This window comes from Pseudoalteromonas sp. SG41-2 (assembly GCF_014164535.1).
Taxonomy (GTDB): domain Bacteria; phylum Pseudomonadota; class Gammaproteobacteria; order Enterobacterales; family Alteromonadaceae; genus Pseudoalteromonas; species Pseudoalteromonas rhizosphaerae.
This window is the reverse complement of record NZ_JACJFK010000028.1, coordinates 1-13,761: the sequence shown is the minus strand read 5'-3', so window position 1 is coordinate 13,761 and position 13,761 is coordinate 1. Positions and strand designations below refer to the sequence as shown.

Annotated in this window: 11 protein-coding genes; 5 read left to right on the top strand and 6 right to left on the bottom strand. The window is 39.8% G+C overall.

What is annotated here, in order from left to right:
* Positions 1-82: 82 nt before the first annotated feature.
* Together H5186_RS18670 and H5186_RS18665 are read right to left on the bottom strand one after the other, a co-directional pair.
* Positions 83-3,163, bottom strand: coding sequence for an efflux RND transporter permease subunit (locus H5186_RS18670; protein WP_182719009.1), 3,081 nt, complete (start codon positions 3,161-3,163; stop codon positions 83-85).
* Between the two features lie 2 nt (positions 3,164-3,165).
* Positions 3,166-4,182, bottom strand: coding sequence for an efflux RND transporter periplasmic adaptor subunit (locus H5186_RS18665; protein ID WP_182794769.1), 1,017 nt, complete (start codon positions 4,180-4,182; stop codon positions 3,166-3,168).
* 410 nt (positions 4,183-4,592) lie between these two features.
* Between H5186_RS18665 and H5186_RS18660 the strand changes: the two genes are divergently transcribed.
* Entirely contained in the window at positions 4,593-4,934 is a 342-nt protein-coding gene (locus H5186_RS18660) for a hypothetical protein (RefSeq protein WP_149982479.1), read from the top strand.
* A gap of 320 nt (positions 4,935-5,254) precedes the next feature.
* Here the strand turns inward: H5186_RS18660 and aroQ are convergent, their stop codons facing one another.
* Both aroQ and H5186_RS18650 read right to left on the bottom strand, forming a co-directional pair.
* Positions 5,255-5,785: a gamma subclass chorismate mutase AroQ gene (gene aroQ / locus H5186_RS18655; RefSeq protein ID WP_149982480.1), complete on the bottom strand. Its 531-nt coding sequence runs from the start codon at positions 5,783-5,785 to the stop codon at positions 5,255-5,257.
* A gap of 136 nt (positions 5,786-5,921) precedes the next feature.
* Positions 5,922-6,929, bottom strand: coding sequence for a rhodanese-related sulfurtransferase (locus tag H5186_RS18650; protein WP_182761865.1), 1,008 nt, complete (start codon positions 6,927-6,929; stop codon positions 5,922-5,924).
* Between the two features lie 215 nt (positions 6,930-7,144).
* On the opposite strand from H5186_RS18650, the gene H5186_RS18645 reads away from it, so the two are divergent.
* From H5186_RS18645 to H5186_RS18630, 4 genes are all read left to right on the top strand, one after another.
* Positions 7,145-8,473: a DEAD/DEAH box helicase gene (locus H5186_RS18645; protein ID WP_145233234.1), complete on the top strand. Its 1,329-nt coding sequence runs from the start codon at positions 7,145-7,147 to the stop codon at positions 8,471-8,473.
* 2 nt (positions 8,474-8,475) lie between these two features.
* A complete protein-coding gene (locus tag H5186_RS18640) occupies positions 8,476-9,306 on the top strand; it encodes a S1 RNA-binding domain-containing protein (RefSeq protein WP_182794768.1) in 831 nt (276 codons plus the stop codon).
* Between the two features lie 571 nt (positions 9,307-9,877).
* On the top strand, positions 9,878-11,470 hold the full coding sequence (locus H5186_RS18635) for a TIR domain-containing anti-phage reverse transcriptase (protein ID WP_182794767.1): 1,593 nt from the start codon (positions 9,878-9,880) through the stop codon (positions 11,468-11,470).
* Positions 11,471-11,649: 179 nt separating this feature from the next.
* Positions 11,650-12,159: a hypothetical protein gene (locus tag H5186_RS18630; protein WP_182794766.1), complete on the top strand. Its 510-nt coding sequence runs from the start codon at positions 11,650-11,652 to the stop codon at positions 12,157-12,159.
* 480 nt (positions 12,160-12,639) lie between these two features.
* Here H5186_RS18630 and H5186_RS23110 read toward each other — a convergent pair whose 3' ends face one another.
* Together H5186_RS23110 and H5186_RS18625 are read right to left on the bottom strand one after the other, a co-directional pair.
* Complete coding sequence (locus H5186_RS23110; RefSeq protein ID WP_310737092.1) at positions 12,640-12,951, bottom strand: transposase; 312 nt, start codon at positions 12,949-12,951, stop codon at positions 12,640-12,642.
* Positions 12,952-12,963: 12 nt separating this feature from the next.
* Positions 12,964-13,677, bottom strand: coding sequence for a transposase (locus H5186_RS18625; RefSeq protein WP_259400374.1), 714 nt, complete (start codon positions 13,675-13,677; stop codon positions 12,964-12,966).
* Between the last annotated feature and the right edge of the window lie 84 nt (positions 13,678-13,761).

The window sequence follows — 13,761 nt, the reverse complement described above, 5'->3', positions numbered from 1 at the left end:
TTGGGGATAGCTTTCCCAAGTGTGAGCCTAATTAACTTATTTTTCAAAGATAAATAGTTAATTAGGCTATTTTAATTGTGATTTACTCTACCTTATCAAGCTCCTGCGCAAGTTGCTTACTTTCATCACCACGGGGGGTAGTAAAGCGCGCTAAGCCCAAGTAAATTACCGGTGTTAAATACAACGTAAATAGCACCGCTAAAGACAAGCCACCAAACACGACCCAGCCAATCGCATTACGTGCCTCAGCCCCCGCTCCGGTTGATAATATTAGCGGCAGTGCACCTAGTAAGGTTGATATCAAGGTCATAGTAATTGGTCTTAAACGTACTAATGCTGCTTGCTCTACAGCTTTACGAACTGTTAAACCTTGGTCGCGCAATTGGTCAGCAAATTCAACTAACAAAATCGCGTTTTTCGCGATTAAGCCAATTAACATCACCAAACCTATTTGCGAGTAAATATTTAACGAAGTACCAGTTAAATACAGCGCTAAAATTGCTGATGTAATACCAAACGGTACTGTTACCATCACCACCACAGCACTATTAACATTTTCAAACTGTGCGGCTAATACTAAAAATACGATTAAAAATGCCAGTATGTAAGTGATAAATACTTCATTAGAAGTTTCTTCAAAGGTTAAAGCTTCACCTTTAAATGCCAAGCTAATGCCACTTGGTAGCGTTTGCTCTGAAATATCACGTAATTGCGATACCAGCTGTGCAATACTCATGTCCGCCGGCAGTTCCATATCAAGCTCGATAGCACGACGCTGTGCGTGGCGTTCAAGCTCGGCGGCAACACCTTCTTCTGTAATGGTTGCAACGCTACTCAGTGGTACTAACTGACCGTTATTTGCACTGATATATAAATTAGCGAGATCACTGGGATCTTTAATGGTTTGATTTTGTGCTTGCAGAATAATCGGTACCGATTGGTCACCAATATTTAAATCTGCAATATCATCGCCATTTATCGCAGCACGCAAGGTGATTGATATATCACTCAGTGACACTCCTAATTCCTCTGCACGACGTCTATCAATATTAACGCGCAATTGCGGCTGTGATGGCTGATATGAAATACGCACGTTGTCAATCGACGGGATAGTCTGCTCAACCTGGGCAGCAAAATCTTGTGCGGCCTTATAAATCTGCAGGTAATCTTGCCCTAATAGTGCCAGCTCAATACCGCCACCTTGACCGCGTAAATTTAAACTATTTGACCCAGACGGATAACCTGCCGCCCCAGGAATATTACCCAGCGGACCTCGAATTTTATTAATGATCTCTTGCTGTGAAAAATGACGCTCATCCCAGTGTTTTAAAGGCACGGTAATAAACACAATATTTGGATCCCACTGCCCTACAACAGTATAAATAGATTCAATTTCGCCGCTTTGCACATACGGCAGCAAAATATCTTCCATTTGCATTGCTTGACGGTCCATAAAATTCAAACCAACACCGTCAGGGCCCCGAGCAAAGATACGTATTTTTCCGCGATCTTCTGAAGGCAGTAATTCATTATCTAAATTGAGATACAAAGCACCCGAACCCGCAGCGACTAATATACTAGCTATAAACGTAAGCCACGCATGATCAAGCACCCAATGAATGGTTTTAGTATAAATATTAGCAAGCCAATGACCTATTTTAGCAAATGGGTGTTTACCACCTTGTTTGAGTTTTAGCTTTGAGGTGAGCGCTGGCACTAATGAAAGCGCTACAAAGCTTGAAATGATCACCGCTCCCGCAAGTACCCCACCAAACTCTCTAAATAATCGCCCTGCTGTTGAGGGTAAAAATGCGATAGGAACAAATACCGCCGCTAACACCGCTGTCGTTGCGACAACAGCAAAAAACACTTCTCGCGTGCCAATTACCGCAGCAGCACGGCGGCCAAGGCCTAAACCGCGTTGACGTTGAATGTTTTCGCTGACCACAATCGCATCATCAACAATCAACCCCGTTGCTAACACTAATGCCAGCAAAGTAAGTATATTGATTGAAAAACCCAGTGCCCATATCAACGCTAATGAACCAACCAAGGCAACAGGAATTGCAAATGCAGGCACTAAAGTCGCGCGCCAAGAGCCGATAAATACCCATAATGTAATGATCACCAGCAGCACAGTTAACACCAGTGAGTAAATCACCTCATCAACTGAGCTCCTGATAAATTGGGCATCATCAGAAGTTAAAGTAAATTTCAGCTCCGGAAAACGCGTTTGCATTTTTGCTAATAAACTTAATACTTCGTCAGATATTTCAATGGTATTTGACTGTGCTTGACGTATAACTTCCATGCCAATCACTGGCTGGCCGTTTAAGCGCACCATAGAGCGAGGATCCGCAGGACCAAAATACACCGCCGCAATATCACCAATACGCGTACCATCACGAATAATAATATCGGCCACTTGCTCAGCGGTAATTGAGGTTGCATCTGCGCGCACTATAATTTGTTGATCCGTCGATTTCAAACTACCGGCAGGTACGTCAAATGGCGCTTGGCGCAGTACTTGGGCTACATCAGGAACGGTTAAATTAAAACTGGTTAATTTAAGTGGATCAAGACGCACCCGTAAAACACGTTTTCGGTCACCATTTAAACGTACATCGGCCACACCTGGAATGGTTAAAAACTGCGGTGCTAAATCAACCTCAACCAGTTCAGTCAACGCTTCAAGGGCTATGGTATCGCTTGATACGGTTAGCGATACCACCGCCTCAGCATCATTATCAGCCTTGATAATAGAAACGCGCTCAACTTCTTCTGGCAACTCCCGTTGTACACGTGCTACCGACTCACGGGTTTCATTCGCAGCATCATCAAGGTCAACACCAGCACGAAACTCAACAACAATCCGTGCATTGCCTTCTTCACTTTGTGCGCGAATAGTTTTTACACCACTTACGCGGGCTACCGCCCCTTCAAGTTTACTGGTTACTTCGGTATCAACAGTCTCTGGAGAGCCCCCAGGAAATGAAGCCGACACCGTGATCCTTGGCGTATCAACATCAGGCAGTTCACGAACTTCAACCCCAGCAATGGCTGCAATACCCGCAATAATGATCAGTAAATTAAGTACTACAATAAGCACTGGGCGGCGAATGGCCATTGAAGGGAGATCTTGCATCATAGGTTGTTGTTTCATACCTACTCCTGCGCTGCTGCAAGCGGCTTGATATAATTAAGCTCTTGCGCTTGGCGTAAACGTTGTACGCCTTCAACTACCAAAATATCGCCTTCGTTTAAAGGCCCAGATACGAGCAAACGACCCGCTAAACGTTGCTGGATTTTAACATCAACGCGAGTTGCCTTTTGCTCAACACTTTTCCATACATAGGGGCCGGTTGCCCCCCATAAAAGCGCAGCTTCAGGCACTGCAGCTAAACTCTGCCCTAATACCTCAATATGTACTCTAAAACTCATACCCGGTAAAAATTGTGCTTGTGCATTATCCAGTTTTGCTTTGACACGCAGCGTACGTGTTTGTGGATCAATGCGTGAGTCAAGATAAGCGACTTGCGCATTGATCGCATCGCTTCCTTGCCACGGCATCACAGTCACGTTACCGCTAGTTCTGAGCATTGAAATAGCTGACTCTGGTGCATTAAAATTAATGTATAACGAACGAGTATCATCAATACTGGCGATGGCTGTTTGTGTGGTAATTCGATCGCCAACTTCGACATCCGTTAACCCCATGGTGCCACTAAAAGGCGCTCGTACTTGGCGATCTTCTAATTCGGTTTCGGCTTTAGTCACCGCAACCTTAGCTAACTCATACACAGTTTTTGCATCATCTAGATCGCTTTTTGGCACCGCGCCTTTAGCATGACTTTGCTGTAAACGTGTTTGTATTCGTTCACTATCTGCAAGCTTTATTTTCGCTTCATTAAGCGCCGCTTTTTGTCTGCGCGAATCGAGCTCTAACAAAATAGTACCTGCGGTTACCTGATCACCGGGTTTAAAATGCACAGCCGTCACTTTATCCCCCACTGCAGGATAGAGGATAACAGAGCGAATCGCTTCAGCATTACCAACCGCTTGAACTTGCTCTTTTGCACGTTCCATCGCAACAGGTTCAACAATTACATTAGCAGCAAATGCCGATGGCATTACCGCTGAACAAGTAATAAAAACACTGACTAAAAGAACTCGTAATTTCAAAAAGATCACCTAATTAATTATTATTTCCATTATGGTACGCAGTGTAACAGTGTTTTGATCAATAAAAAGTCTAGTTCGATTAACTGTCAAAACAATACGTTGAAATACCTTTATAGGGGAAAGTAACTAGGGCAGTGTATTTAATGCTAAGAGGCTAACTAGCTATAAATACCCTATATATAAACAGCCTAATTGGTCAGAATAAGGTATTGTCTTAAATTTACTCATAATGGTAGTTTGAGCTTTTAGAACTAAAAATTGTTGAATTTACGGGTTAATAAACCCTGAAAGTGGTCAAAAATATCTAGTTTATTGCTAAGTACTTTTGAGTAAGTGGGCAAACAGGTATAGTGTGCAACAATAGTTTTTATTAGGGTCCACTCTGCTAGTTTATATTTAAAAGGACAATTATGTTTAAGCAAAAATTTACCGATATACATGGTATTACACACCAAGAAGCCGTATTTTTGGTCAACCTTATTAACATTAGTGAACAGCTTTCTAAACAACTACAATTCGATCACAGCGGAGAAGTTAGCGTTGAGTCTTACGAACATGGCAATGTTGAATTTTCAGCCGTTTATTGGACATCAGCAAAAGCTAAAGAGGACGGTTGTGAGCCGCTGATTTTTATGTATAAAAAAGATGTGTACACACTAGAGCAATGCACTATTGCTGTAGATAACGCCAAAGATATGACACCTGAACAGCTCACCAATGCCGCCGAAGCGCATTTAAAAACATTAATCTAAAGTTGGCATGTATACATGGTGATTTAATAAAAACATCACCGTGTTAACACGCTTATTTAGAACTTAAGATGACACCTATCATAATCATTTACCGAAAACAGGTATTCACCACATAAAAATTCACGACGCACGCCACGGGATACGCAATGGTAATAACCGGATCTGAATACTAAATCAATAAAGTTGCTGTTGCTCGAATCATAAAATACTAATAGCTTAATCACTGATGTAATAACTGTGCTTAAAGCTATGATTTTTAAAAATTTGTGCCTGTCCTATTGTTATAGATTAACGCTTACCTGCTAGTATAAAAATTTATATTATTGAAGCCTGATTTCAATCAAGGCGTTAAATAACATCTCTTTGTCTGCTCGTGTTAAATATCGAGAATTTAGTGTGCGTTCAAAAACTTTAAATTCTTGCTGTGAAAAAACGCCTCCATGACGTAAATACTGTGTAAGTTCAATATTGATGTCTTTCCCTAGCTTTATCAGCGCAGGACGGATAACAGTATCTAAATTTCTAGGCTCTTTATCTGTTGGCTTACTAAGCAAGTCAGCGCGGTATCTGTATTGTATAGCCTTAGCCGCAGATATTTGGGCACGAAAAAACGCGAGGACACTTTCTTTGTTTAAGCCTTGTTTTTCTGCTGACAAACTTGCATTGTTAATAACAATTAGCTCACGCTCTTTATCTTCAATGGCTTGGTTATTATTACTCTTATAAAGCGCAACATCTTCCATGTAACTCAAGCGCAAGTTTATTGTTGAAAAAAGCTCTTGTGCTGTACTTGCAGCAAAAGAATTAGTTGAAAGCAGCATAGCTGCAAAGATTGAGATGATTCGAAACATAATATCTTACCTTATGATGGGGACTGTTATCGTGCAATAAAAACCTAACGATTAAAATTCATTCAATCTTGGTTACCTTAAAAAAGCCCCAGACAACGCTGAGGCTTTATAAAACGGTAGTAATAGCTCTACTAAATTACTTTTTACGCTGTGCGTCTTTTTGCGCTTTTTTAGCTTCTTTACGCTTTTGTAAAACGGCTTGTGCTTCGTTGCCAATATGGCCTTCGCCACGAGCTTGCGCTAATTCAATTTGCTTTTGACGCTCAGCAAATCGTTCACGTTGTTCGTCGGTAACATCATCAATACAATGATGACACGAGACACCTTCCATGTACTCTGGTTTGAGTTTTTCGTCTTCAGTGATTGGCATACGACACGCATGACATTGATCGTATGAGCCTTTTTGCAAGTCGTGATCGACTGCTACGCGATTATCAAATACAAAGCACTCACCTTCCCACATGGTTTCTTCTTTTGGCACTTCTTCTAGGTATTTTAAAATGCCGCCTTCAAGATGGTACACATCTTCAAAACCTTGCTCTTTCATGTAAGCAGTTGATTTTTCACAGCGAATACCACCAGTACAAAACATAGCTACTTTTTTATGTTTGCTCGGATCGAGGTTTTCTTTTGCCCACTGCGGAAACTCGCGGAATGTTTTAGTATTTGGGTCTACTGCGTTTTGAAAAGTACCAATTTCGATTTCATAATCGTTACGGGTATCAACTAAAATAACCTCAGGATCTGAGATCAATGCATTCCAATCTTGTGGTTTTACATAACTGCCAACCACTTTCAGCGGATCAATCCCTTCAACACCCATTGTGACGATTTCTTTTTTTAGTTTTACCTTAGTACGGTAAAACGGGCATTCATCATCAAATGATTCTTTGCTAACAATGTTATCAAGGTTTGGTTGGCTGTCTAACCAGCTTAAAAGGTTGTCAATGCCTTCACGCTTGGCAGAAACTGTGCCGTTGATACCTTCTGCGGCAATTAATAAAGTACCACGTACTTCATTGGCTTCCATCACATCTAACAATGGTTGGCGTAGGGCTTCGAATTCAGGTAAAGAAACAAACTTATAAAGTGCACATACAACAAAGTGCTCGCTGGTTACATTGTCTTTATGGACAGCAGTCATGGTGATTCCTATTTTGCTTTAGCCGTTATTGGCGGTAACCGAATCGTAAATCCGGCGCATAATACATATTGAGGGCGCGTATTTTACGCTTTTTCTAATTAAATGCAAAAAAAGCAGTGATAATTGGCTTTTTACTATTAGCCGCACTCGGGACTGCGCTATAATAGCGAAATTATTTATACCCAAACAAATTGCTCATTTTGGAGAAACACACTTTGCATTTTACTGATCTTGGGATTGATACTCGCCTTGAAACACAATTAGCGCATCAAGGGATCACCCAGCCCACTGATATTCAGGCCCATGCAGTGCCCACCGCACTGGCAGGCCATGACATTTTCGCCCAGTCTAAAACTGGGTCGGGCAAAACCTTGGCATTTTTATTACCTGCTGTTCAACGGGTTATGAAACAAAAGGCGCTCAGTAAACGTGATCCTCGTGTGCTTATTGTGGCGCCTACTCGTGAACTGGCGACCCAAGTATTTACCCAACTGCGCCTGCTAATTGCAGGTACTAATATTAAAGCGGTGAAAATATTAGGCGGTGAAAACTTTAATGATCAAATTAAAGCACTGCGTAACGACCCGCAATTTGTTATTGCTACACCGGGTCGTTTAGCCGATCACTTAACTCAGCGTTCATTACAATTAAGTGGCCTTGAGTTACTTATTTTTGATGAAGCTGACCGTATTTTAGATTTAGGTTTTACTGCACAGTTAAAGATGATCAACGAGCAAGCTGATCATCGCCTGCGCCAAACATTATTGTTTTCAGCGACACTGGATCATGCACAAGTCGATGCGTTATCACGTAATTTACTGAAAAAGCCAAAACAAATAACCCTTAGTGCGGCTAACGAACAACATTCAGATATTAAACAAAGCTTATATTTAGCAGATCACCTTGATCATAAAGAAGCGCTGCTTGAGCATTTTTTAAAGCAAGACGAGGTCGGGCAATGCATTATATTTACAGCGACTCGTACTGATACCAGCCGTTTAAGCGAATCACTTAATGCTAAAGGTTTTAAAGCCCAAGCATTAGCAGGTGATTTAGCACAAAATAAACGTTTAGATATCATGGACGGCTTTAGCCGTGAAAACTTTAAAATTTTAATAACCACCGATGTTGCCTCTCGTGGTCTTGATTTACTGAGCGTAACTCATGTAATCAATTTTGATTTACCTAAACACGCTGAAGAGTATGTGCATCGTATTGGTCGTACTGGTCGAGCTGGCTTTAAAGGTACCGCTATTTCACTGGTCGGTCCTAAAGATTGGTTAAGCTATAAAGCAATTAAATCATTCTTAAATGATGAACTTGAGTTTCATACCGTTGCAGGGTTAAAAGGTAAGTTTAAAGGTTTACGCGAACCAAAACCTGATGCAACATGGGCTAAAGCACAAGAAAATGTAAAGCCTAAAGTAAAAGCTGTGACTAAACGTAAAGCAAAACCTAAAAAGCCACAAGCGCCAATCAAAGCCCCTCTTAATATTGATGGTGATGCACCAATGCGCCGTCGTAAAAAGCCAGAACAGGAATAATTATGAGTTACCTTGGAACCACCCAAACCCTATTCGTTAACGAAGTAAGTAACGAAGGCGCGTACCTCGACGGTCATGAGCTAGGCGAAGTTTTCTTACCAAGTCATGAAATTAAACATGAGCTTGAAGCTGGCGACAGCGTTAGCGTATTTATCTTTTTAGATAATGCTAATCTCGCCACTGCAACAACTAAAAAGCCGTTAGCTCAGGTAGGTGAATACGCCCTACTTCGTGTTAAAGAAATCAACAGCATTGGCGCTTTTTTAGATTGGGGGCTTGATAAAGATGTACTGGCACCGTTCAACGAACAAAAGCCAAGAATGCAAGAAGGCTATTCTTATTTAGTACGTTTGTATTTAGATAACGCCAGTGGCCGTATTTGTGCATCAAATAACTTTAATCGTTTTATCAATAAAACGGAGCCTGAGTACGCGCCGCTGCAAGAAGTACAGTTAATTGTCGCTGGCAAAACCGATATTGGCTATAAAGTATTAATAGAAGAAGCACATTACGGCGTTATATTTTACAACATGGTGTTTAAAAACATGTTTGTTGGCCAACGCTTAACTGGATTTATTCAAAAAGTACGTGAAGACGGAAAAATTGACGTTATTCTTGAAAAACCAGGTATGGCTAAAGTAAGTGACTTGGGTGAGAAAATAATGGATAGATTAAAATCCGAAGGCGGTGTTATTGCTTTAGGTGATAAATCGGATCCTGAGACAATTAAAAAAGTTTTCTCAACCAGTAAAGCTAATTATAAAAAAGCCATTGGCGGTTTATTTAAGCAAGGCCTAATTGATATTGAAGCTAAGGCTATTAGGCTTAAGTAAGCGGTCAGCGGTCAGCGGTCAGCGGTCAGCGGTCAGCGGTCAGCGGTCAATTTAAAATGATATAGAAAAGAGTAAAGTGAAAGCTTTGCTCTTTTTTGTTTTTATAAGCTTCAATGGCAACTATGAGCGATCACCTGTCATTTAAAAGTTAAATTTATTCTTGTTTTGATGAGTCAAATCCTAATTTTTTCCGATAACATTATTAACCGCCGTTTTAGTGCAAAATAACAAGCTCAATTCCTAGCGATTTTAATTACTTGTTTACAAAAGTAATTATTGGTGAAATTATCAGGATATGTAATAAACGCCGTTTTGGTGTGATATAAACCACCAAAATGATGTTCAGTAAATTATTAGTACTATCCAAAAATTTACTATCAAACTTTGTATGTATTGTGTACCCTATGCTTGGTTTCGACCCAAAATGTCTGAAGTTGTTACTGCTTCGGACTTGGAACTCCGGGTAACATACGCCCCGGCTATAACTGTATCTGATGTTGTCGATTATCTCGATGGCTAGAATGGCGCAAGGTGATTGGGTTGAAACCATTTATTAAAACTAGAGATTTCGATGAGTAACCCTTTTAACAAGTTACTATTTAGTATGACATCTTTTGAACCTGAAAAAGTTTCAAACAAAGGACCTTTTAATTGGAGAAACCCTAAGCTATCTCCACTTTTAGAGAGAGATATTGAGGTCGCTAAAGAGTATTTCATTGGGCTTCAAAGCGACAATGATGTTGCTAACATACTTGAAATCCCCGTAGGTCAACTCCTACATATTCTTTATTCTAAAAACCCAAATTACAATTCGTTTACGGTCACAAAAAAATCTGGAAAGAAAAGGGTTATTGATAGTCCAAAGAGCTCTATAAAAATACTACAACATAAAGTTAGGCCATTAATTGAGGCTCATTATCGTGTAAAGAAACCCGTGCATGGATTTGTTGGCGGTGGCAAAAGTATTGTTACCAATGCTGAACAACATAAGAAAAAGAATTATGTTTTAAACATTGATCTTCAAGATTTTTTTCATTCAGTTAATTTTGGTCGTGTACAAGGGATATTTAGAAATACTCCTTTTAATATGGGAGCTGCTGCTGCCACAGTATTGGCTCAATTATGCACTCACAATGGTCGTTTACCACAAGGCGCAAGTACCTCGCCTGTTTTGTCAAACTTAGCAGCTACAACACTAGATAAAAAGCTTGTTCAAATAGCTAAAAAGTTTCACTTAACGTACACAAGGTATGCTGATGATCTGACACTTTCCAGTAACAAGCCATTCCCCAGCATCTTAGTTGAACGCAAAACCCAAGACAACGGACAAGAAAAACATCGAGTTGGTAAGTTACTAGAGCAGGTTATTAGGGATGCAGGTTTTGAAATTAGCCATGATAAAACACGGCTACAGCACAAGTCACAGAGACAAGAGGTTACTGGGCTAGTCGTAAACGAGGGAGTTAATATAAACCGTAAATTTATTAGAAAAACACGTGCCATGATACACGAATGGGATAAAGATTTACGAGCTGCAGAAATTCGTTTTATTAAACACAGATACCATGTAACTGACTCTGAAATTAATATTAAAAATCTGGATGGGTCTATTTATAAACGAGCAATTTATGGAAACCTCAGTTTCATTAAAATGGTTAAAGGTGAAGAGCATTCGCCATATTTAAATCTATGCAAACAAGTATTAGAACTAGATAATAATCCTCCCGAATTTATAAAAAAGTTAAAAGGTGTATTCGATATGTATGATATTTTTATCTGTCACGCTAGTGAAAATAAAGCTGATGTAGCATTACCACTACATGCAGAATTAGCAAAACGAGGGGTAAATGCATTTGTTGATTGTTTTGAAATTAAATGGGGTGACTCTCTCGTATCTAAAATAAATACAGCCTTACAGAAGTCTAAGTATGTAATTGCTATTATATCTGAAGAGTCGGTGAAAAAGTCATGGCCTATGAAAGAGTTAAATGTGGTATTGTCATCTGAAATAGGTTCTGAGCAAACTAAATTGTTACCTCTAATGGTCGGCGATGGCGAATCTTTATTAGGACAACTGCCGTTATTGGCTGATAAGCTTTTTGTTAATTTTGATGACAACATTGAAGAAATAGCCGACAAAGTAGAAACGTTACTCCGTGGTTAATATTGCTAACAAAACGCATCAAGCCGACCTCCATTCGCCGTCATCAAATTTGTGCCACACTGCGGCAGTTGTGCTTAGCGTTACCAATTGTCCGCAATTGACACTTTAATACCCTTGACGTTGAGCCTGAAACTGATTCTAAACGTTCGAACTAATAAGGAGCTTATTTGAGCTAAGAAATGACAAAATTTAAGTATTATAGAAATTTATCTTTATCAGTTATTTGCATAGCATTAGGCTTAGCCATCGGATTTTTAAATCTAAATCAGGTTAATAATGGCTTTCCTTTTAAAAGTCACCTTGTGGAAAAAAGTGGTCTTGTTGATTGGGTTCAAGCATACGATTATGGAATACGCTTCGGGTTTGTTAATGATCCAATGAGTTTTAATTACCCATCAAAATCAAGTGGGCAAAGCGTTGTTGAAGAGTCTCTTTTGAAATCAAAAGATCAGCTTGTTACTATTTTATTTGAGGCTTCTAATACGCATTCGCCGATCTACTCTTCGAAGATATATTATGATTTTTTTGAGTTAAAAGTGAATGGACTGCTTGTACGTTCGTATGAAGAATCTGAACAAGCTTGGAAGTCAGACAACAAGTTGACACCGTTTATTGTTGCTCTATTTTTAATTGGAGGAACATATATTTGGCGCAAAACAAAAAAAGAGTACAAATATACTCGATATTGATGCACTGCTAACTCTCACATCATCAGGCCAAAGGGGTCACCCATTAGAAAGTTCCGGTCAAGCAGGCAGCTGTGTTTTCTTGATCTTTTTATTCAAAAAACCAAGTGTTGTTACTTTTTAAACTCACTTTAAATTTGGCTATACACCTAGTCATGACGTCGATTGGTGTGAATATGCACCAGTCACCCATATGAATTTAGGCGGTTTAATTAAGCATCTTTGATGATTAATTAAGGCCCTTGGCTTTCGCCTCAGTCATCGTTTAGTACCAATATCAGTCCAGTTTCTGGCTGTGTTTACACACTGCGCTGTAACAAGTCTGTGGTTTATGCTTACACATAACCAACCCTTTGTGGCTCAAACATTGGGCATATCCAGTATTTAAAATATGAGCGGTTAACGTGCAGGCTCAATCAAATCTAATGGTTTTACCAACCCCATTACTAGCTCAACACGTTAACCTAATTTGTTTTATAGACGCTAAGCAAAAGCCTTGTGTTCATCGAATGGTACATTGTCTTTAAGCACGTGATAACACGCTCTTGCAAGCTTATGCGCAACTGTTTTAATAGCGACTACCTTGTTTGTTTTAGCCAGCTTTCGTTGATAATATTTTTTAACTGTCGGGTTATAACGAATTGCAAAGTTAGCGGCCTCAGTAAACGCCCACGCTAAGTATCGATTGCCATTTTTTTGGTTTGTAGCGCCTTTCTTCTTTCCATTGCTGTATCTTGCACCTTTAACACAGCGACAATACGAGGAAAAATTACCTGGACTATCAAAACGTTTAATTGTGCCTGTCTCTTACATAATGGTCAGTGCTAGCGTATTCCCAATCCCATCGATACTGGTTAGGTTTATAAATTCAGGGGAGAGCGATGTTTGTTGTAATATAGCGCTCTCTATTGCATTAATTTGCTGTTGAGCACAGCGTATCAATGTGAGGTTAGAAATGACCGACAGTGCTGTATTTGTTGAGCTGAAATCCGAGTGTACTTGCTCAACATCAACGCCTTTTCTGATAGCAGCCATTTGCTTTATTTTGTTGCTACTGAGCTTATAACCAAGATGACGCATGTAACAACTTTGCACGGATAATAAGTTTTTAGTGGACTGTTGAACAATGTCCATTCGTTTACGCATTAAGTCGCGAACAGCCCTGAGCTCTCGAGGATAAATGTAGCCTTCTGGCAGGATGTTTAGACGTAGCATTTCAGCCAACCAGCGTGCATCACTATGGTCATCAGCATGTTTTAAGCCTGAATATTGTTGAATTGCAGCGGGGTTCGCTAAGTGGAGTTTAAATTCTGCATCCATTAATCCATCAACTAACCAATACCAATTAAAAGTTGACTCAACAACAAGCCCTGTTAAGTTGTCTTTATAAGGGGTTAGAAAAGATAAAATGACAGACATGTCATTATTTAAACGCTTAACGGTAAGCGTTTCACCTTGTTCATTAATGATAGCAATAACACTATTATTTGAATGCAAGTCAATTCCACCATATAGTTTCATACCAAGCTCCTCGGATTCAGTTTATGTTTTGGTCAACACAACTGTATCGAAAAACTCGAGGAGCTTTCTATATGATTATCAAAT